Annotated in this window: 19 protein-coding genes; 9 read left to right on the top strand and 10 right to left on the bottom strand. The window is 69.0% G+C overall.

What is annotated here, in order from left to right; translation table 11 throughout:
• Nucleotides 1–5: 5 nt before the first annotated feature.
• Genes LDL49_RS31290 through LDL49_RS31300 form a run of 3 tightly spaced genes read left to right on the top strand, consistent with a single transcriptional unit; the run spans nucleotide 6 to nucleotide 1,315 of the window.
• Nucleotides 6–803, top strand: coding sequence for a GvpL/GvpF family gas vesicle protein (locus LDL49_RS31290; RefSeq protein WP_225296242.1), 798 nt, complete (start codon nucleotides 6–8; stop codon nucleotides 801–803).
• Nucleotides 793–1,002, top strand: coding sequence for a gas vesicle protein (locus LDL49_RS31295; protein WP_225296244.1), 210 nt, complete (start codon nucleotides 793–795; stop codon nucleotides 1,000–1,002). Before LDL49_RS31290 ends, LDL49_RS31295 begins: the two co-directional genes overlap by 11 nt.
• Complete coding sequence (locus LDL49_RS31300; RefSeq protein ID WP_225296246.1) at nucleotides 992–1,315, top strand: gas vesicle protein K; 324 nt, start codon at nucleotides 992–994, stop codon at nucleotides 1,313–1,315. Before LDL49_RS31295 ends, LDL49_RS31300 begins: the two co-directional genes overlap by 11 nt.
• On the opposite strand, the gene LDL49_RS31305 is transcribed toward LDL49_RS31300, so the two are convergent.
• The 4 genes from LDL49_RS31305 to LDL49_RS31320 form a co-directional block, all read right to left on the bottom strand.
• Nucleotides 1,312–2,205, bottom strand: a complete 894-nt coding sequence (locus LDL49_RS31305; protein WP_225296249.1) for an aminoglycoside phosphotransferase family protein — start codon at nucleotides 2,203–2,205, stop codon at nucleotides 1,312–1,314. The two genes, LDL49_RS31300 and LDL49_RS31305, sit on opposite strands and share 4 nt — an antisense overlap.
• 88 nt (nucleotides 2,206–2,293) lie before the next feature.
• Nucleotides 2,294–3,757, bottom strand: a complete 1,464-nt coding sequence (locus tag LDL49_RS31310; protein ID WP_308016216.1) for a DHA2 family efflux MFS transporter permease subunit — start codon at nucleotides 3,755–3,757, stop codon at nucleotides 2,294–2,296.
• A 72-nt stretch (nucleotides 3,758–3,829) separates the two neighbouring features.
• Nucleotides 3,830–4,315 carry a MarR family winged helix-turn-helix transcriptional regulator gene (locus LDL49_RS31315; protein WP_225296253.1) on the bottom strand — a complete coding sequence of 162 codons (486 nt, stop codon included), beginning with the start codon at nucleotides 4,313–4,315 and terminating at the stop codon, nucleotides 3,830–3,832.
• A 26-nt stretch (nucleotides 4,316–4,341) separates the two neighbouring features.
• Nucleotides 4,342–5,157 carry an AfsR/SARP family transcriptional regulator gene (locus tag LDL49_RS31320; protein ID WP_225296255.1) on the bottom strand — a complete coding sequence of 272 codons (816 nt, stop codon included), beginning with the start codon at nucleotides 5,155–5,157 and terminating at the stop codon, nucleotides 4,342–4,344.
• Nucleotides 5,158–5,388: 231 nt separating this feature from the next.
• Between LDL49_RS31320 and LDL49_RS31325 the strand changes: the two genes are divergently transcribed.
• Nucleotides 5,389–5,604: a DUF397 domain-containing protein gene (locus LDL49_RS31325; RefSeq protein ID WP_225296257.1), complete on the top strand. Its 216-nt coding sequence runs from the start codon at nucleotides 5,389–5,391 to the stop codon at nucleotides 5,602–5,604.
• Nucleotides 5,605–5,704: 100 nt separating this feature from the next.
• Here the strand turns inward: LDL49_RS31325 and LDL49_RS31330 are convergent, their stop codons facing one another.
• Complete coding sequence (locus LDL49_RS31330) at nucleotides 5,705–6,577, bottom strand: helix-turn-helix domain-containing protein (RefSeq protein ID WP_225296259.1); 873 nt, start codon at nucleotides 6,575–6,577, stop codon at nucleotides 5,705–5,707.
• A gap of 498 nt (nucleotides 6,578–7,075) precedes the next feature.
• Nucleotides 7,076–7,864 (bottom strand): MBL fold metallo-hydrolase, encoded by a 789-nt coding sequence (locus LDL49_RS31335; RefSeq protein ID WP_225296262.1) that lies wholly within the window; start codon nucleotides 7,862–7,864, stop codon nucleotides 7,076–7,078.
• A 53-nt stretch (nucleotides 7,865–7,917) separates the two neighbouring features.
• Between LDL49_RS31335 and LDL49_RS31340 the strand changes: the two genes are divergently transcribed.
• Nucleotides 7,918–8,316: a MerR family transcriptional regulator gene (locus LDL49_RS31340; RefSeq protein ID WP_225296264.1), complete on the top strand. Its 399-nt coding sequence runs from the start codon at nucleotides 7,918–7,920 to the stop codon at nucleotides 8,314–8,316.
• Between the two features lie 266 nt (nucleotides 8,317–8,582).
• Here the strand turns inward: LDL49_RS31340 and LDL49_RS31345 are convergent, their stop codons facing one another.
• Both LDL49_RS31345 and LDL49_RS31350 read right to left on the bottom strand, forming a co-directional pair.
• The gene (locus tag LDL49_RS31345) at nucleotides 8,583–9,767 is read right to left on the bottom strand and encodes a hypothetical protein (protein WP_225296266.1); all 1,185 of its coding nucleotides are present in this window, start codon (nucleotides 9,765–9,767) and stop codon (nucleotides 8,583–8,585) included.
• Nucleotides 9,768–9,880: 113 nt separating this feature from the next.
• A complete protein-coding gene (locus LDL49_RS31350; protein ID WP_225296268.1) occupies nucleotides 9,881–11,416 on the bottom strand; it encodes a dolichyl-phosphate-mannose--protein mannosyltransferase in 1,536 nt (511 codons plus the stop codon).
• Between the two features lie 189 nt (nucleotides 11,417–11,605).
• Here LDL49_RS31350 and rsmI point away from each other — a divergent pair, with 189 nt between their 5' ends.
• Nucleotides 11,606–12,454, top strand: a complete 849-nt coding sequence (gene rsmI / locus LDL49_RS31355) for a 16S rRNA (cytidine(1402)-2'-O)-methyltransferase (protein WP_225296270.1) — start codon at nucleotides 11,606–11,608, stop codon at nucleotides 12,452–12,454.
• 10 nt (nucleotides 12,455–12,464) lie between these two features.
• Nucleotides 12,465–14,051: a dolichyl-phosphate-mannose--protein mannosyltransferase gene (locus LDL49_RS31360; RefSeq protein WP_225296272.1), complete on the top strand. Its 1,587-nt coding sequence runs from the start codon at nucleotides 12,465–12,467 to the stop codon at nucleotides 14,049–14,051.
• On the opposite strand, the gene LDL49_RS31365 is transcribed toward LDL49_RS31360, so the two are convergent.
• Nucleotides 13,987–15,531: a hypothetical protein gene (locus LDL49_RS31365; protein ID WP_225296274.1), complete on the bottom strand. Its 1,545-nt coding sequence runs from the start codon at nucleotides 15,529–15,531 to the stop codon at nucleotides 13,987–13,989. The two genes, LDL49_RS31360 and LDL49_RS31365, sit on opposite strands and share 65 nt — an antisense overlap.
• Before the next feature lie 99 nt (nucleotides 15,532–15,630).
• Here LDL49_RS31365 and LDL49_RS31370 point away from each other — a divergent pair, with 99 nt between their 5' ends.
• Together LDL49_RS31370 and metG are read left to right on the top strand one after the other, a co-directional pair.
• Nucleotides 15,631–16,854: a glycosyltransferase family 2 protein gene (locus tag LDL49_RS31370; protein ID WP_225296276.1), complete on the top strand. Its 1,224-nt coding sequence runs from the start codon at nucleotides 15,631–15,633 to the stop codon at nucleotides 16,852–16,854.
• Nucleotides 16,855–16,915: 61 nt separating this feature from the next.
• On the top strand, nucleotides 16,916–18,697 hold the full coding sequence (gene metG / locus LDL49_RS31375) for a methionine--tRNA ligase (protein WP_225296279.1): 1,782 nt from the start codon (nucleotides 16,916–16,918) through the stop codon (nucleotides 18,695–18,697).
• Here metG and LDL49_RS31380 read toward each other — a convergent pair.
• Nucleotides 18,642–19,865 carry an FAD-dependent monooxygenase gene (locus LDL49_RS31380; protein WP_225296281.1) on the bottom strand — a complete coding sequence of 408 codons (1,224 nt, stop codon included), beginning with the start codon at nucleotides 19,863–19,865 and terminating at the stop codon, nucleotides 18,642–18,644. The genes metG and LDL49_RS31380 overlap by 56 nt on opposite strands.
• Between the last annotated feature and the right edge of the window lies 1 nt (nucleotide 19,866).

The following is a 19,866-nucleotide window of genomic DNA, read 5'->3' on the forward strand; positions in this document are numbered from 1 at the left end:
GTGTGATGAATAACGCGGGCACTTACCTGTACGCGGTCACCCGCGACGAGGGTTCCACGCTTCCCGAAGACCTGAAGGGTGTGGCCGGCGAGCGGGTGCGCGCGATCACGCATGCCGGACTCGTCGCGTACGTGAGCACGGTCCCGCTGGACCGGTTCGGGGAAGAGCCGCTGCGGCGGTCCATGGAAGACCTGGACTGGCTGGGCGAGACCGCTCGGGCGCACCATCGCGTGGTGGAGGCGGTGGCCCGGACGACGCCGACGGCTCCGGTCCGCCTTGTCACGGTCTACAGCGGTGAAGATCAGATCCGGGATCTCCTGGACCGGCGGCATGACGATTTCGCCGAGACGCTCGGGCGGATCGCCGACCGGCAGGAGTGGGGGGTGAAAGCGTACGTCGATCCGGCCGCGCCGCCGCCCGCCGAAGCGGGGGAGGAGAGCGCGACCAGGCCGGGACTGGCGTACCTCAAGAAACGGCAGGCGAGCCTGCGCAGTCGTGAGGAGAGCTGGCGCCAGGCCGCCGCGCGTGGGGAGCACATCCATGACGCCCTCAAGTCCGTGGCGGTCGCCAGCCAGCGGCATCGTCCCCAGGACCCGCAGCTGTCCGGTCGTGCCGAGTGGATGGTGCTCAATGGCGCCTACCTGGTCGATCTCGACCGCGGCGCGGAGTTCGCGCGGGTCGTCGACGGGCTGCGGGGCGAGGGAATCGACGTGGAGCTCACCGGTCCATGGGCACCGTACTCCTTCGCCGCCTTCGCCGAGGCACCGGAAAGGCTGGAAGGGGGGACGGGCGATGACGCTTGACGAGCCCCGAGGCGCCGTGCTCGCCCGGGAGGACCGGCTGCCGCCCGAGCGCGTGGCGCTCGTGGACCTCCTCGACCGGCTTCTGGCGGGTGGGGTGGTCGTGAGCGGGGACCTCGTCCTGTCCATCGCGGACATCGACCTGGTGCGCATCTCCGTACGCGCACTGATCATGTCGGTCCGGAGCACCGATGAGGAGTGACCTCGAGAAGGCTTCCTCGGTGCGGAAGGTGCCGTCGCGACGGCTGCGCATCGAGACCGACGCCGAGGCGGTGGAGCGCGACCTGTCACGCCTGGTGCTCACCCTTGTCGAGCTCGTACGCCAACTCGTGGAGCGTCAGTGTGTGCGCCGGATGGAGCAAGGGGACCTGTCGGACGAACAGATCGAGGCACTGGGCGTGACCTTGATGCGGCTGGAAGAGGCGATGACCGAAATGTGCGACAAGTTCGGTCTGTCGCCCTCTGACCTCAATATCGACCTCGGACCGCTCGGGACCCTGCTTCCCCGGGACTAGCTGTCGGCGAGGACCTGCGCCAGCGCGTGTGAGGCCTGGCGGATCATGCCGGGATTGGTCTCCCAGTAGTACGGCAACGCCATCACCGCCTGGGCGAGCGCCCAGCCGCGGCCGCGTAGCCAGGAGGCGTCGTCCACGTCGAGTTCGCGCCGGAATCGCCGGCGGCTGTCACCCGCGAAGACGTTCCACGCGGGCTGGAGGTCGCAGGCGGGGTCGCCCACGTTGAGGCCGCCGAAGTCGATGACCGCCGACAGGCGGCCGTCGACGACGAGCAGGTTGCCCGGGAGCAGATCGCCGTGCAGCCAGACCTCCGGGCAGTCCCAGGCCGGGGCGTCGAGCGACTCCTGCCACGAGCGGAGCGCGGCGTCGCCGTCGATCCGGTCGCCGAGCTGGGCGATCGCCTGACGAACGGATGCGTCGCTCTCCGCGAGCGGGCCGCCCCGGCTGTGCGGGGAGCGCGGCGGCGCACCGGCCGTGGGGAACTGACGGAGCGCGGTCACGAACGCCGCGAGATCGACGGCCGCCTGGTCCAGGTCGTCGATCGTGCCGTTGGCGTTCGCGCCGGGCAGCCACTCGTACACGGACCAGTCGTAGGGATAGCCCTCGGCCGGACGCCCCATGGCCAGCTGCACGGGAAGCGCGAGGGGCAGGTGCGGCGCGAGCCTCGGCAGCCACTCCGCCTCCTTCGCCGCCTGCTTGGTGGCCCACTCGATGCGCGGGAGCCGAGCGACCAAGTGGTCACCGAGCCGGTAGATGTGGTGGTCGGTGCCGTACGAGGCGACGGGAGCGATCGGCAGGCCGGCCCAGCGCGGGAACTGCCCGGCGAGCAGGCGGCGCACGAGGGCGACGTCGGTCTCGATCTCGTCGGCGTGCATCTTGGTTGCGCTCATCGCCGTCATTCTTGGTGAACCGCCTTGATCGTCGCAACGGAGTTTCGCCGGCAACGGCCGGGACCGGCCCGGCCGTTGTCGTGAAAAGTCAGGCCGAGGTGCGCACAGCCGGGTCCTGGGCGGTGGCCGTGGTGTCCCGTTCGGGCCGGCGCAGCACGGTCAGCGCGACGATGAAGGCGGCCACGAGCAGCGCGGCGGAGATGGTGAAGGCCACGTGATAGCCGCCGGTCAGCGCGACCGCCTGGCTCTGCCCGGCGGACAGCAGATCCTCGGTACGGGAGGCGGCCAGCGTGGACAGGACCGCGACGCCGATCGCCATGCCGACCTGCTGCGTGGTGTTGAACAGCCCGGAGGCCAGGCCCGCGTCGTCGGCCTTGGCGCCGGACATGCCGAGCGTGGTCAGCGCCGGCAGGACCAGGCCGCCGCCCGCGATGAGCAGCATGACCGGGAGCAGGTCGGTGACGTAGTTGGCGGTCACCGGGACGCGAGTGAGCCAGCCCATCGCCGCCAGCAGGAGCGCCAGGCCGGCCAGCAGGACGGGGCGGACGCCGAAGCGGGTGTTGAGCCGGGCGGAGACGAACAGCGACACGGCGCCGATGGCCACCGCCGCGGGCAGCATCGCCAGGCCGGTGCCGAGCGCGCTGTAGCCGAGGACCTTCTGCATGTAGAGCGCCACGAGGATCTGGAAGGCGAACATGGCCGACAGCGCCAGCATCTGGACCAGGTTGGCACCGGAGACGGTACGCGAACGGAAGATCCGCAGGGGCATCAGCGGGGTTCTGGCGGTCGCCTGACGGATGACGAAGGCGGCGAGCAGGGCGAGGGATACCGCGCTGAGGCCGAGGGTGTGCGCGGCGAGCCAGCCGTACTCCTCGATCTTGACTACCGTGTAGATGCCCAGCATCAGGCCGCTGGTGACCAGTACGGCGCCGATGACGTCGGCCCCGGCGGCGAGTCCGGCGCCGCGGTCGCCGGGCAGCGCCCGGATCGCCAGCGCGATGGTGGCCAGGCCGATCGGCAGGTTGATGAAGAAGATCCAGTGCCAGCTGAGCGCGTCGGTGATGACCCCGCCCAGAACCTGGCCGATCGAGGCGCCGGCGGCGCCGGTGAAGCTGAAGATGCCGATCGCCTTGCCGCGTTCGGCGGGCTCGGTGAACAGCGTCACCAGGATGCCGAGGACGACCGCGGAGGCCATCGCGCTGCCCACGCCCTGCAGGAACCGGGCGGCGATCAGCAGGCCGGGCCCGGTCGCCGCGCCGGCCAGCAGCGACGCGGCGGTGAAGACCGCGTTTCCGGCCAGGAACATGGTTTTACGGCCGATGAGATCACCCAGCCGGCCGGCCAGGAGCAGCAGTCCGCCGAAGGCGATTCCGTACGCGTTGACGATCCAGCTGAGCCCGGCGGGCGAGAAGCCCAGATCCCGTTGCATGGCCGGCATCGCGACGGTCACGATGCTGCCGTCCAGGACCGTCATCAGCATCGCGGCGGACAACACCATGAGTGCCGGCCAGCGCGATGGTTGGGGGGAAGGTGCGGTATATGACATGGCCATCTCCTGCTCAAAGGGCGAACAAGAGGAACCATAACAGATAGTTCCGTTGCAGACTATATGTCTCGGACCTTCTTAGCCCTTCTGTCGAGCCCTTCGAACCCCTTGCGGCGCCTCGGCGGGAGTGGCCAGATGCCCCGTGACCAGCCGATTCATGGCCCGCAGCAGCACCTCGGCCTCGTCCTCTGGCAGTGAGGCCAGGGCCGCCCGATGCACGCCATCGACGATCGTCTGGCTCTGCTTGGCAACCTCCGCCCCCTTCTCGGTGACGGCGATGATCCGGGCCCGCCGGTCCGTGGTGGACGGGCGGCGCTCGGCGAGGCCCGCCTTCTCCAGGGCGTCGACGGTGACCACCATCGTGGTCTTGTCCATGTCACCGAGCTCGGCGAGCTGGATCTGCGTGCGCTCCTCTTCCAGGGCGTGCACGAGCACGCAGTGCATCCGCGCCGTCAGCCCGATCTCCGCCAGCGCCGCCGCCATCCGCGTCCTCAGGATGTGGCCGGTGTGATCCAGCAGGTACGACAGGTCCGGCGCGGTGCGGGAAGGGGCCATGGCAGTCATGCCGTCCAGTTTAGCAATTAGTTCCGTTACGGATTATCCCCATGCTTCGCGTCGCCCTTCCTGGCGGCTTCGGCCACGCGGCGGACGGCGCTCTTCCCGGCCTCGCCGGGTGCTCGCACCTCTGCTCTGGAGGAAGCGAATCCGGCCGGATCATCGAGCGCCGGGTCCTGGCTGAGGATGCGCTGGTGCAGGCGCTCGATGTCCGCGCCCGGATCGGCCCCGACCTCCTCGGCCAGCCGATTCCGCAGGGCGGCGAACGCGCCCAGGGCCTCGGCCGGTCGGCCGGCGCGGTGGCAGGCCAGCATGAGCAGGCCGGTCAGCTGCTCGTCGGGCGGCCCGGCGCTGGCCAGGTCGAGGATCTCGGGGACGAGCAGCGCATGGTGCCCGAGCCGCAGTTCGGCCTCCAGGCAGTCGATCACCGCGGCTCGGTGCTCCGCCTGCAGCTTGGCACGGGCGTTCGCCGCCGACTGGCCGGTCAGGCCGCTGAGCGGCTCGCCGGGCCGCAGGCCGCGGGTGCCCCACTGACGAAGGGCGTCGCGCAGGATCGGTACGGCCTGCGCGTCGTCACGCACGATCAGCGGCCGCGCCTCGTTCACCAGATCGCGGAAGCGGTAGACGTCGACCTGGTTCCGGTCGGCCAGCAGCCGGTAGCCGCCCTGGTACTTGGGCAGCATGTCGCCCAATTTCGGCCCGGCGGAATGTCCCAAATGGGCGCGCAGGTCACTCGCATAGTGCTGGATGACCTTGCGTGCGCTGTTTATCGGCTCCGCGCCCCAGATCTTGTCGATCAGCTCCTCCATGGTGACCGGCCGGGTCCCGGCGAGCAGGAGCAAAGCCAGCATCAAACGTTGTTTTCGGTCACCGACATAAACCCGCACACCGTCCCGGTAAGCCTCCACGCCGTTCAACAATCGAAACTGCATCGGTCCACTCCTTCGTACTACGTGTATTGGATATGACTAACGGCGTTCATAGAATTCCTATGGCTGACCAACGGCGCGGCACCGAGCCGATACCCAGGCCGACCGGACAGCGGGCGGCACAAGGCTCCCCGGACGAACAGGAGAGAAATAATGGGTACTGCCAAGGAAAGCCGGTCGCAGCGCGCCGCATGGTTCAAGGCGACCTTCAGTGACAACGGCGGCGGCTGCGTGGAGGTCGCGCTGGGCGAGAACGTGGTCGCGGTTCGCGACTCCAAGGACCCCGAGGGGCCGGTCCTCTACTTCAGCGGTGAGGAGTGGGGCGCGTTCCTCGCCGGGGTGCACGCGGGCGAGTTCGACCTGAGGTGATCCGCGGAGGACGCCGTGACGCGCGGGTCGCGGTGTCCCCGGGAAGTGCGCGAGGTGCCCGCTCCCGGGGGCTGGGCGGACGGTCGTGCGCAAGGCGGGGTCACCGATCCGCGGCGCGGACGTCGGCGCTGATCGTGGCGAGGAAGTCCCGCGCCTCGTCGCCGAAGACGGCCATCCGGCTCAGCAGGGACCACTGCCGCTGATAGACCGCGATGTCGTCGGCGTGGCCGGCGGTCAGCCTCACATGCGCGACTTCTATCTCCACAAAAGTATCCGCCGCGCTGCCGTCGCTCTCGTAGACGGTGAAACCGTGCGGGGGGCAGACAAGTGCTTCTGTGTTGTGCGGTATCAAGCCGATGGAGACGTTCTCCAGGGTGCTCAGCGAGGCTATCCGGTCCAATTGGGCGAGCAGGAGTTTGGGCGATCCCGGGCGGCACCTCAGCGCCCCCTCGGTAATGAGGAATTCGAAACGCCGGCTTTCCTCATAGAGGGCGAGCTGCCGTTGCAAACGAGCCGCGACGGCCATGGACAGATTGCCCTCGCTGTACGGCGGGTCGAACAACGCGAAGATGCGCCGGGCATACTCGGCGGTCTGCAACAGCCCCGGAACGACGGTGGGCTGGAATCCCCGCACCAGCTGCGCCTGGTCCTCCTGCTCCCGGATCTCGTCCTGCAGGTGCGCTTGCCGCTGGAGCGCGGCCCGCCAGCTGTGCATCTCGGTGAACGCCGCCTCGGTCAGGTCGGTCAGCCATTCCCGGGTCTGGCTCGAGGCCGCCACCGCCTCGCCCCACGCCGTCACCTCCGGCAGCGAGGGGATCACGCTCCCCGACTCGATGCGGGAGACCTTGGACTGGCTGATGCCTACCCGATGCGCCAGGTCGCGCCCGGAGATCCCGGCCAGGTCACGCAGGCGCCGCAGCTCCGTGGCGAGACGCTCACGCTTGGTGCGCTGTTCCGCGCCGTCACCGTTCATCCGCTCCGCACCCTCGACAGCATCCGGCGCACCATTCTCTACGAACCAGTTTGATGCCAATTGATGATGCACTAAATCAGCTAATGTCGCACACGTCAAACTGGTGGGCAGTGCACGATCCTGCCCTGATCGAGGGAAGGATGGCTGGTCCACGCGTGGAGGGGCTCACATCGGCGGGACGGCAGGGTGATTCATAGTGATTCAGAGGGGGCGGGCTCGGTCTCGGTGGGGGCGAGATCGGCTGCGCGCGGCGGGCTCCGGGCCCGGCCACCGCGTTCTGCGCGCCGCGGTGGCCGGGCAGCCAGAGGTACGCGCGCGGGCGACAACCGGTTCATGCCCAGTAGAGCGCGCTCAACGACAACTGACCAGACCTCAACCGGAGCGTGCCCCATGGCAGCTGGTCAGACCTCATCTGGAGCGCGCCCCACGGCGCTCGGACCCAGCTGGAGCGCGCCCGACGGGCACCTGGTCAGACCTCGGTTTGGGCGCGCCACGACGTCAACTCATGCGGTGCAGCTCCCACGGGTCGTGCGCGGAGAACACCTCCACCCCGTGCACGTTCGCCAGCTCGCGCAGCCGCTCCTGGCTCGTCAGCCGCGCCCCCTCGTCCACCTGCGAGTCGAGCTGCACGCTGTCCATCAGCGGATGCGCTTGCGGGTCGTCGGCCGACAGCTCGCGGTGGTAGAAGTAGGCGTCACCGGCGTGCAGCAGCCACCGGTCGCCGTCCCTGACCGCCACACCCGCGTGGCCCACCGTGTGCCCGCCGAGCGGCACCATCAGGAAGTCCGGCGAGAACGTCGAAGGCCGCACCCCCTCGACCCCGTTCCAGGTGTCGCCGGTGCCGGGGTAGGTGACCCAGCGCGGGCCGTGCGCCCAGTGGCCGGGGCGGTAGCGGCGGTTCGGCGCCTCCGTCAGCGCCGCCTGCAGCTCGGCCGCCATCACGTGCACCTCCGCCTGTGGGAAGTCGGGCAGCCCGCCGCTGTGGTCGACGTCCAGGTGGGTCAGCAGGATGTGCCGTACGTCCGCCGGGTCGTAGCCGAGGCCGGCGATCTGCTGGACGGCGGTCTCCGCCGGCCGGAGCGCGGGCCCGACCAGCTCGACCCACTCGGCCTCGAGCAGCTCGCCGGGCCGCGTCACGTCGTCCAGTCCCAGTCCCGCCTCCACCAGGACGAGCCCCGAGTCGGGGGTCTCGACCAGCAGGGCGTGGCAGACGGCGGGCGCGGAGGGCAGGGACTCGGTCGAATCGATCTCGCGCATCGAGCCGAGATTCAGGTGATGGATTGTCATGTGCTCTAGACTGCGACTTGAAGCGCGGTTCAAGTCAAGTCAAGGAGCGGGCTGTGGACGAGACGTTGCTCGACATCGGCGAGGTGGCGCGGCGGGCGGGTCTGGCGCCGTCGGCGCTGCGGTTCTACGAGCGCAAGGGGCTCATCACGGCCGACGGGCGCAACGGCCTGCGCCGGTCGTACCTGCCCGAGACGCTCGACCGCCTGGCGCTGGTCACCTGCGCGCGTGACGCGGGGTTCACGCTCGCCGAGATCGCCGCGTTCCTGCAGGCCGGGCCGTCCGACGCCGTGTTGCGTGAGCGGATGGCCGCCAAGGAGCGCGAGGTCGACGAACGGATCGCGCAACTCACCCGGCTGCGCGACAGCCTGCGCCATGCGGCGGTCTGTGACCACGATCCGTTCGTGGAGTGTCCCGACTTCAAGCAGGCCATCCGCCGCGTCAGCGTCCCCTAGCGGGGCCGTCCTCCGGGTGGTCCGTCACACGACCGTCTTAGCCCCTGTGACGGTCCTGTGGTGGCTGGTGTCCTTTTGGAGGGATACCCCCTCCGGGGAGAGGAGGAAGCCGGTCCGTGGTGGCTGAGGTCCCTCAGGAAGATGCCCCCTCCGAGGCTGTGGAGGAGGCCGGTCCGTGGTGGTTGGGGTCCTTGGGAGGTGCCCCCGTTCCGGAGAGCGGGGGAAGCCGGTCCGCGGTGCTGGGAGGGGGGACCCTCTCCGGGGGGTCAGCCTGCGCTCACGTACTGCCTCGGTCGCAGTGCGTGGGCGCGGAGGGCGGCCAGCGCCGCGAGTTGGCCGGAGCGGGTCACCCGTACGGCGAGGTCGTCGGCGAAGGCCAGGCCGAGTGCCTTGAGCTGGGCGACCAGGTCGATGACCGGCGTGGCGACGTCCTCAAGGCTCGTCGCCGGATGCCAGCCCTCGCCGCCGACCACCTCGGCCACCCGTTCGCGCAGCTCGGTGGGCGACATCAGGGCGCCGTCGGCCAGCAGCATGAGCGCGGCCTCACGTGCCGAGACCTCGAACTCGTGCTCGCCCCTGGCCAGGAGCAGCTTGGTGACCGCGTCCCACATGGCCTCGGGTGAGTCGAGCAGTCGCCGGCCGTAGTCGGTGATCGACAGCCGGACGCCGGAGCGGCTGATCGCACCCAGCTCGCGTTCGGCCAGCTCGCGCAGCCGGAGTGCCTCCGGTGAGGGGGCCAGGCGCATGGGGAGGCTGCCTTCGGAGGCGGCCAGTGACAGCAGGCCGTGCAGCGCGGGCAGCTTCTGGACCGAGACGGGAGCGTGCAGCCGTACCTCGAAGGGCTGGGCCAGCTCGCGCCGGGCCGGGCCGCGGCCGAGCACCCAGCGGTTGAGGCGTTCGCCGTGCACGCGGTGCAGCCAGCTGTCGCCGCCCAGCTCGGTCCGCGGCGCGGTGAGCCAGCGCTTGGTCAGTGCGCCGGGATCGACGCTCTCGCCCGAGACGATCGCCAGCTCCAGCGCCGCGGAGCAGGCGACGTGCGCGCCCAGCTCCTCGGGGCCCATGATCATGCTCCATTGGAGGTCGGGCACGTCGGGCGGGAGCACGCCGGTGGCCTCGAGCGCCACCTGGTAGGCGCTGGTGCCCGCGTCCTCGCCCTCGCGGGCGTAGGTGCGCAGGATCTTGGCCGTGGTAGCCGATTCGCACAGCCCGGCATAGCGCTCCAGCCCGCCGACCTGCAGCAGCCGCCCGAGCGCGCGGGCCAGCCGCTCATGGTCGCCACCGACCTTGAGCGGCAGTGTGTACCAGAGGAACTCGCAGACGTCGAGCTGCGTAACCGTCTCCAGCGGCTCCCCGCCCGTCAACCACTCCACAGCGGTCCTGGCCTCTTCGGCCAAGTCCGGCTCGGAGCGCTCCAACTCGGCGAGCAGGGCGGTGACGTCTGGTGCACTCATGCCTCGAAGTTTGCCGTATCGACCCCGGGCCTGACGATGACCGAAACCGGTGCGTATTGGGTCTTGCACTGCGACTACCCTATGAAATTAGTAAATATGGAACTGTGACCGGATCAAATCCACCGCTTGTCGAAGAGCATCCGTGCCTTCCACTCGGTGTAGGGGATCAGCTCGGCGGACAGAACCGGATGCAGCCACCAGAAGTTGATCAGTGCGAGTAGTGCGAACGCGCCGACGGCCGCAGCCCCGAGCGTACGCCTCAACGGTACAGCCCCACCCGGTGTCTTCGCTGAGGGGCCTATCAGCAAACCCGCGCACAGGGTGATGGCCAGCACCATGAACGGCACCATCGGCACCGCGTAGAACAGGAACATCGTGCGGTTCTCGGTGATCGCGAAGTAGAACCAGGGCAGCCAGCCCATCGCGTAGGCCAGCAGCACCGCGCCCGCCCGCCAGTCCCGCGTGGCGACGTACCAGGCGATCAGGGCGATCAGCGCGGCCAGCGCGCCGAACCAGATCACCGGCGTGCCCACGCCGAGCACGGCCTCGGCGCAGTCCTTCGCGCCGCAGGCGCCGCCCTTGTTGCCCTCGTAGTAGAAGGCGACCGGGCGCAGCAGCAGCGGCCACTGCCACGGATCCGACATGTAGGGATGTGAGGTCGCCAGCCCGCTGTGGAAGGAGAAGACCTGCCACTGGTACTGCACCCACGACCGCATCGAGTCGATGACGAAGTAGATCGGGCCCGACGAGGTGGCCTGGTCCCAGTTGCGGCCGTAGCCGGCCGCGCTGACGAACCAGCCGGTCCAGGTGGCCATGTACGTGACGAACGGGGTCAGCGCGAAGGCGACCAGACCGGTCGGCACGTCCTTGGCGAAGGCGCCAGAATAGGGGTTGCGCAGGCCGACGGCCCGCCGCGCGCCGAAGTCCCACAGCAGGCTCATGACCGCGAAGGCGGCCAGGAAGAACACCCCTGACCACTTGACCCCCATGGCGGCCCCCAGGCAGAGGCCGGCGGCGATCCGCCACGGCCGCAGCCCCAGCCAGGGCCCCTGCGGCGACAGCGGCGAGGTCTCGTACCAGTCGACCAGCCGCTCGCGCGCCCGGTCGCGGTCGACCACCAGGCAGGCGAACCCGGCCAGCACCCAGAACATCAGGAAGATGTCCAGCAGCGCCGTACGCGACAGCACGAAGTGCAGCCCGTCGAGGGCCAGCAGGAGCCCGGCGAAGCAGCCGAGCAGGGTCGAGCGGGTCATCCGGCGGGCCAGCCGGGCCAGGACCAGGATCGACAGCGTCCCGATCACCGCCGCGGCGAACCGCCAGCCGTAGGGGTTCATGCCGAACAGCCACTCGCCCGCGCCGATCATCCACTTGCCCAGGGGCGGGTGGACCACGTAGGAGGCGCACTTGTCGAGCGTCGCCTCCGTGCACTTCTGCCAGATGTCGGTGTTGCCGGCGATGAGCGCCTTATCGGCATCCTTGATGGTGACCCGCTCCACGAGCCACGTGATCAGCGAATAGCCGTCCTTGGCGTAATAGGTCTCGTCGAAGACGACGGCCTTCGGGTGGCCGAGCCCCATGAAGCGCAGCACCCCGCCGAACACGGTGATGAACAGCGGCCCCAACCAGCCCCACAGCACGCTGCCACGCATCGGCGGGACCATCCGATCTCGGATGGATCGCGTCCCGGGACTGCTCTCGTCCGCCGCCGGTTGGCCACTTGACTGACCAAAGGTTTCGTACGGGAAATCGGTCACCGCCATTCGGACATCGTACGGGCCTCAAGCCAGTGCTTACCCAGGAAACAGAGTCTTATCGGGATGCCCTGCCACAATGGCCGGGTGACAGTAAAGGGCAGGTTGGTGCTGGCAGGGGCCCCCATCGGGCAGGCGGGCGACGTTTCGCCGCGGCTGCGCGAGGTGCTCGAGAACGCCGACGTGGTGGCGGCCGAGGACACCAGGCGCCTGCGCAGGCTGGCCGGCGACCTCGGCGTGGAGATCCGCGGGCGGGTCGTCTCCTACTACGACGCCAACGAGGCCGGACGCGCGGCGGAGCTGGTCGAGACGCTCAAGCAGGGGCAGACGGTGGTTGTCATCACCGACGCGGGCATGCCGGGTGTGTCCGACCCCGGCTACCGCCTGACGCATCTCGCGGTCGAGGAGGGCATCACGGTCACCGCCCTGCCGGGTCCGAGCGCCGTCACCACCGCGCTGGCCGTCTCCGGTCTGGCCAGTGACCGGTTCTGCTTCGAGGGCTTCCCGCCGCGCAAGCCTGGAGAGCGCGCTCGCCGCCTTTCTGCGCTGGCGAGGGAGGAGCGCACGATGGTGTTCTTCGAGGCGCCCCACCGGCTCCAGAGCGCGCTGGAGGCGATGGCGGAGGCCTTCGGCCAGGAACGGAAGGCCGCCGTCTGCCGCGAGCTCACGAAGACCTACGAAGAGGTACGGCGTGGCGGCCTGAGCGAGCTGGCCGCATGGGCGGCGGCCGGCGTCAAGGGTGAGATCACCGTCGTGGTGGCCGGTCACGTCCCGGACGACACCGAGCCCGATATCGAGTCACTGGTCGCCGAGGTGGACCGCCGCGTGGCCGGCGGGGAGCAGCGCAAGGCGGCCGTCGCCGACGTGGCCAAAGAGGCGGGTCTGCCCAAGCGGGAGCTCTACGACGCGGTTCACAGGAGATCGTCCACGCCATAGGGTGCGCATCGTGAAGAAATGGGGGATTTCCGCACAGCGGCTGGTCCCGCCGATGCAAGGGGGCGCCCTCTGGGGGTGGCTGGGGCCGATCGCGGTCGCCCTCTTCGGCGGAATCCTGAGATTCGTCAGGTTGAGCGAGCCGAGGGCCATCGTCTTCGACGAGACGTACTACCTCAAGGACGCCTACTCGCTGCTCAGGTTCGGGGTCGAGCGGGTCACGCTCGGTGACTCCAAGAACCCGGAGGCCGACCACCGGCTGATGGCCGGCAACCTCGACATCTTCAAGCACTGCCCGAACACGACCGACTGCGCCTCCTTCGTCGCCCACCCGCCGCTGGGCAAGTGGATGATCGGCGTGGGCGAGTGGCTGTTCGGCATGAACCCCTACGGCTGGCGGTTCGCCGCGGCGGTGGTCGGGACGCTGTCGATCCTCATCCTGGCCCGGCTGGCGCGGCGGATGACCCGCTCGACGATGCTGGGCTGCCTGGGCGGGCTGCTGCTCTCGCTGGACGGGCTGCACCTGGTGCTGTCGCGTACGGCGCTGCTGGACATCTTCCTGATGTTCTGGGTGCTGGCCGGGTTCGCCTGCCTGGTGGTCGACCGCGACTGGTCCCGGCAACGGCTGGCCGACTGGTACGACAGCTCGCCGCTGTCGCCGCAGGGGCCGGGGCTCGGCCTGCGGCCATGGCGGATCGCCGCGGGCCTCTGCCTGGGGGCGGCCTGCGCGGTGAAGTGGTCAGGGATCTTCTTCTTGATCGCGTTCGCGGTCATGAGCCTGCTGTGGGATATGGGGGCCAGACGGGCCGTCGGGCTGCGCAATCCCTACTCCGGCGCCTTGGCCAAGGACATGCCGTCGGGGCTGGCCGCGCTCGGGCTGGTGCCCGCGCTGACCTTCGTGGCCTCGTGGACGGGCTGGTTCGTCACCGCGGGCGGCTACGGGCGCAACTGGGACCAGGCGACGTCGTCGGGGCCGCTGTTCTTCGTCGTCGACTCGGTGCGGTCGTGGCTGAAGTATCAGGGGCAGGTGCTCGGCTACCACACCGGGCTGCACGACTATCACCCGTACATGTCGGATCCGTGGACCTGGCCGGTCCTGTTCCGGCCGGTCTCCTTCTTCTACCCGACGGACCTGCCGCCTTCGGCGTGCGGGGCGGACAAGTGCTCGCAGGCCGTGCTGGGGGTGGGCACGCCCGCCCTCTGGTACGCCGCCATGCTCGCCCTGCTGGGACTCATCGCCTGGTACGTCGCCACGCGCGACTGGCGAGCCGGGGCGGTGCTGCTGACCTTCGCCGCCGGCTGGCTGCCGTGGTTCTACTACGCCATCGCCGACAAGCGGACCATGTACCTCTTCTACATGATCCCCGTGGTGCCGTTCATGGTGCTGGCGCTCGTCCTGGTCGCGGGGCTGGTGATCGGGAAGGAGAGCGCCCCGCCCGCGCGGCGGGCGGTGGGGGCCGCGGTCGTAGGGGCGTTCACGCTGATCGTCCTGATCAACTTCTGGTGGCTCTACCCGGTGCTGGTGGCCGAGACGCTCACGCAGGCACAGTGGTGGGCTCGGATGCTGACGCGGGCTTGGGTCGTACCCGCGCCCAAGTGACGCCGCGGCGCAGCGTGATCGCCGCCGCGATGCAGGCCAGGGGGACCGCCGGCAGGACGTAGCGGTAGTCGAACTCCGCCGTCGCGGCGGGCGCGAGCAGCAGGCCGAACGCCCCGAGCCAGGGCAGGATCACCGGCCCGCCGAACCGGCGCCAGCGGACCACCGTGCCGTACAGGCCGATCAGCATCACGCCGCCCAGCACGATGCCGGGCAGGTAGACCACCTGCTGGTAGCCGCTCATGATCTGCGCGAAGGGTGCGACGATCTTCGTCTCGGGCGGGCCCTGCTCGTAGGTGTAGGCGTCGGTGTCCGTGCGGCCCTGGTAGGAGGGCCACTGGGGCAGTCGCTTGGGATTGCCGCTGTCATCCAGCTCGTAGAACGGGATGAAGCGATACATGTTGTACGTCTTCTCGTCCGGGAAGCGCGGCCGGCCCCAGTTGAAGGCGCGGAAGAAGTCACGCGCCACCACCTTCAGGTAGTCGCCGGGCTGCGAGGTGATCGCCCGCGTGGCGAACGCGCTGGCGGCCTCGTTGGTGATGTCGGTGAACTTCTTGCCCGCGCCCCAGCGGTGCAGCACCTCACCCGTGCCCTGGCCGTCGCCGTTGCCCTGGCCCCAGAGGTACCACTGCGCGTAGTCCTTGCGCTGATTGACCGGATCGTTGATGCACAGGAGCAGCATCTGGAGCTCCCGATATTTGTCGATGTGCATCTTGTTGCAATCGGCGAAGATCGCCGTGCGCATGTAAAGGATGAGCCCGTCGCTGTTGGTCATCGCGAATTTACCGAAATTTGTTGAGAACCACCCCATGTAGGCGAGGACCGGGACCGCGCAGGCCATGATCACGGCCACGATCGCCTTCCACCCGGTCCGCTTGATGAGCAGGTACGCGACGACCAGGGCGAGGATCGGCAGGCCGATCGAGCGGGTGAGCGCGGTGAGCGCGAGCAGCAGCCCGACGACCACGCCCAGCTTCCAGGACATCCGCCGGTTCCACAGGACGATCGTGATCACGCCCACGACCAGCAGCGTGAACAGCGTGTCGGACATGATGAGCTGTTCGAGCTGGATCTGGTAGGCGTCGAACAGCACCGGGACGGCCGCCAGCGTCGCCCCCCACTTGGGCAGCCCGAACTTCGCGCGCAGCAACGCGTAGATGAGCGCGCCCGTGGCCAGGCCCATCAGGTGCTGGGACATGGTCACCAGGGTGAAACTGTGGAACGGCTTGAGCAGCAGCAGCCAGAACCCGTAACCGTCGGGCCGGATCGGGTGCGGCCGGGGGTGCAGCGCCACGGAGACGTACTCGTAGGAGTCGTTGAACCACATCGCCGGGCCGTAGCCGAGCATGGTGATCAGCCGCAGCACCCCGCCAATGGCGAATGCGGCGGCGAACACCCGATGACGGCCGACGAACGCCCACACGCGCGCTATCCGGCCAGGGGCGGAGGGGTCCCCGGGGGTAATCTCCGCGACGCTCACCATGCTGTAAAGAATGCCAGTCGTTTTTAGGACTTGACCCGACCATCCTCGGGCACAGGGCATGATGGTGGGCTGGAAGAGCCTTAACTGAAGGGTTGAGACGTGGAACTGACGGTGGTCATGCCCTGCCTCAACGAGGCGGAGACCGTGGAAGTCTGTGTACGCAAGGCACTGGCGTGCATGGAAGAGCACGGCATCGAGGGCGAAGTCCTGATCGCCGACAACGGCAGCACGGACGGCTCGCAGCAGCTCGCCCGCGACGCCGGTGCGCGTGTCGTCCACGTCGATGAGAAGGGCTACGGCAACGCCCTCATGGGCGGAATCCGTGCCGCGCGCGGCAAATACGTCATCATGGGCGATGCCGACGACTCCTACGACTTCACCTCGTTGCTCCCATTCGTCGAACAACTGCGCGACGGTGCCGATCTCGTGATGGGCAACCGGTTCAAGGGGGGCATCGCCCCCGGCGCCATGCCTCCGCTCCACCGCTACCTGGGCAACCCGGTGCTGTCGTTCATCGGCCGGCTGTTCTTCCCGTCGGCCATCGGCGACTTCCACTGCGGCCTGCGCGGGTTCCGGCGCGACTCGATCCTGAAGCTCCAGCTGCAGACGGGCGGCATGGAGTTCGCCTCCGAGATGGTCGTCCGCTCCACGCTGTCCGGCCTCGACGTGCGCGAGGTGCCCACCACGCTGTCGCCCGACGGCCGCTCCCGGCCGCCGCACCTGCGCTCCTGGCGTGACGGCTGGCGCCACCTGCGCTTCCTGATGCTGTACAGCCCCAAGTGGCTGTTCTTCTATCCCGGCATCCTGCTGATGATCATCGGACTGGTCGCTGGCACGGCGCTGACGTTCGGCCCGGTCGAGATCGGCGAGCTCGCCTTCGACGTCGACACCCTGGTCGGCGCGTCGGCGGCGGTGGTGATCGGCTTCCAGGCGGCGTTGTTCGCGCTGTTCACCAAGGTCTACGCGGCCGAGGAGGGCTTCCTGCCCGAGTCGCCACGCATCCGCAGGCTCATCGACATCGTCACCCTGGAGAAGGGCCTGGTGGTCGGCGGGTTGCTGGCCCTGGCCGGTCTCGTCGGCCTGGTGATGTCGCTGTCGCACTGGCAGGTCCGCAGCTTCGGCTCGCTGGACCCGCGCGAGTCGCTGCGCATCGTCGTGCCGTCGGCGACGGCGCTCATCATGAGTTTCCAGACCATCTTCGCGGCGCTGTTCATCAGCATCCTGGGCATCCGCCGCACCCGCGAGAGCTCGATAGACGTCGCCGCCAAGGTGGCCGAGGAGGCGGCCGAGGCCGTGTCCCGCGAGGAGTCCCAGACGCGCTGATCGTTCGCCTCGTGCCGGGATTCGGTGCGAGGCGACCGCGGTCGCACCGTAGGCTTGGCCTATGTCCCAGCACATCTTGACCGCCGTAGCGTGGCCGTACGCTAACGGCCCTCGCCACATCGGGCACGTATCCGGATTCGGCGTGCCGTCCGACGTCTTCAGCCGCTACCAGCGGATGGCGGGCAACAAGGTGCTGATGGTGTCCGGCACCGACGAGCACGGCACGCCCATCCAGGTGCAGGCCGACAAGGAGGGCGTGAGCGCCCGCGAGCTCGCCGACCGCTACAACCGGGTGATCGCCGAAGACCTGACCGGCCTGGGGCTGTCCTACGACCTGTTCACCCGCACGACGACGAAGAATCACTACGCCGTCACGCAGGCGATCTTCAAGGGCCTCTACGACAACGGCTACATCTTCCCCAAGACCACGATGGGCGCGATCTCCCCGTCCACCGGACGCACCCTGCCCGACCGTTACATCGAGGGCACCTGCCCCATCTGCGGCTACGACGGTGCCCGCGGCGACCAGTGCGACAACTGCGGCAACCAGCTCGACCCGATCCAGCTCATCAACCCCAAGAGCCGCATCAACGGCGAGACGCCGATCTTCACGGAGACCGAGCACTTCATGCTCGATCTGCCCGCCTTCGCCGAGGTGCTCGGCTCCTACCTGCAGTCCAAGCAGGGTGAGTGGCGGCCCAACGTGCTCAAGTTCGCCCTCAACCTGCTGGGTGACCTGCAGCCGCGGGCGATCAGCCGCGACCTCGACTGGGGCGTGCCGATTCCGCTCGACGGCTGGCGCGACCAGCCCAACAAGCGGCTCTACGTCTGGTTCGACGCCGTCATCGGCTACCTGTCCGCCTCCATCGAGTGGGCCAAGCGCTCCGGCGACCCCGACGCGTGGCGCCAGTGGTGGCAGAATCCCGACGCCCGCGGCTACTACTTCATGGGCAAGGACAACATCGTCTTCCACGCCGAGATCTGGCCCGCGATGCTGTTCGGCTACAGCGGGCAGGGCGCCAGGGGCGGCTCGCCGGGGGCGCTGGGCGCGCTCAACGTCCCGTCCGAGGTGGTCTCCAGCGAGTTCCTGACCATGGAGGGCAAGAAGTTCTCCTCCTCCCGGCAGGTCGTCATCTACGTCCGCGACTTCCTGGCCCGCTACGACGCCGACGCGCTGCGCTACTACATCGCCGTGGCCGGACCGGAAAACCAGGACACCGACTTCACCTGGCAGGAGTTCGTCAACCGCAACAACGGCGAGCTCGTCGCGGCCTGGGGCAACCTGGTCAACCGGTCGATCTCCATGGCGGCCAAGAACTTCGGCGCGATCCCCGAGGCCGGCGAGCTGACCGACGCCGACCGGGCGCTGCTGGAGCGCTCGCGCAACGCCTTCGGGCCCGTCGGGGCGGAGCTCAACCGCTCGCGATTCAAGAACGCCATCACCGAGGCGTTCGACGTGGTCCGCGACGCCAACCGCTACCTGGCCGAGCAGGAGCCGTGGAAGCTCAAGGACGACGCGGAGCGGCAGAAGTCGATCCTGCACGTCGCCCTCCAGGTGGTCGACGACGCCAAGACGATGCTCACGCCGTTCCTGCCCGGCTCCTCCAACAAGGTCCACGCGATGCTCGGCGGCGAGGGCGTCTGGTCCGGCATGCCGGAGATGCACGACGTCGACGAGGACGGCGGCACCCCCTACCCGGTGATCACCGGCGACTACCAGGGGGCGGCTCAATGGGAGCACCGGCAGATCAAGCCGGGCACGCCGCTCGCGCCGCCCGTGCCGCTGTTCAAGAAGCTCGACCCGAAGGTCGTGGACGAGGAGCTGGCCCGGCTGGCCGACTGAGGTCATAGTCCTTGAGCGTGATGGCGCTGGCCGTCTTCCGTGCGGTCCGCGCCATCAGCCCGGTAAAGGGCAGATAGGGCATCAGCTTGTAGTTCTGGTTCATGAACCACCGCATGAACCTGGTCTCCGGCACCATGAACTTGCTGACTCCCTCGCCGGACTTCTGGCAGGTGAGCACGTAGTCGCGCATGGCCGCCTCGTACCCGGCGAAGGCGGTCCGGTGGTCGCGGGCTGCCGCCAGCTCGCCCGCGAGCACGTACGCGCCCACCATGGCGAGCCCGGTGCCCATGCCCGACAGCGGCGAGGCGCACCAGGCGGCGTCGCCGAGCAGTACCACCCGGCCGTGTGACCAGCGGTCCATGCGCACCTGGGCGATGGCGTCGAAGTAGAAGTCGTCGGCCCGCCGCATGTCCCGCAGCAGCCGGGGCGCCTCCCAGCCGACGCCCGCCATCGCCTGTTCCAGCAGGTCCTGCTGCCGGCGGGTGTCGTGGCGGTCATAGGTCAGCTCCGGCGAACCGAACCAGAACATGGCCTTGGCCTCGGTGTTCTGCCTGGCGCTGTAGAGGGCGACCATCTTGCCCGGTGTGTTGTAGGCGTGGCCGCTGTGGTCGAGGCCGAGGTAGTTCTCCGTCGTGAAGACCGCGCAGTACAGGCCCAGGTACGAGATGAACTCCCGTTCGGGACCGAAGGCCAGCTCGCGCACCTTCGAGTGCAGGCCGTCGGCGCCGACCACCAGGTCGAAGCGCCGGCTCGGACCCCGCTCGAACGTGACGGTGACCCCGTCGGCGTCCTCGTCGAGCGCGGCGACGGAGTCGTTGAAGATGTACTCGGTGCGGTCCCTGGTGAGGTCGTAAAGGATCTTGGCGAGGTCGCCGCGCAGGATCTCGACGTCGCCGGCGAACAGGTCGGCCGGCAGGGCGCTCAGCTTCTTGCCCGCCTCGTTGACGTTCCACATGGCGCCCATGTTGGTCTGCTGCCGCTGGATTTCGTGAAGTATGCCCATCTTGCGGAGCACGGTCAGGTGGACGTCGCCGCGGAAGTCGACGGAGTAGCCGCCCTCACGCAGGGAGGGCGCCCGTTCGACGATCGTGGTGGAGTGCCCGGAGCGGTTGAGCCAGTAGGCCAGGGCGGGGCCGGCGACGCTCGCGCCGGAGATCAGGATGTCCATG

The sequence above is a fragment of the Nonomuraea aurantiaca genome (assembly GCF_020215705.1).
In the GTDB taxonomy this organism is placed as follows: domain Bacteria; phylum Actinomycetota; class Actinomycetes; order Streptosporangiales; family Streptosporangiaceae; genus Nonomuraea; species Nonomuraea aurantiaca.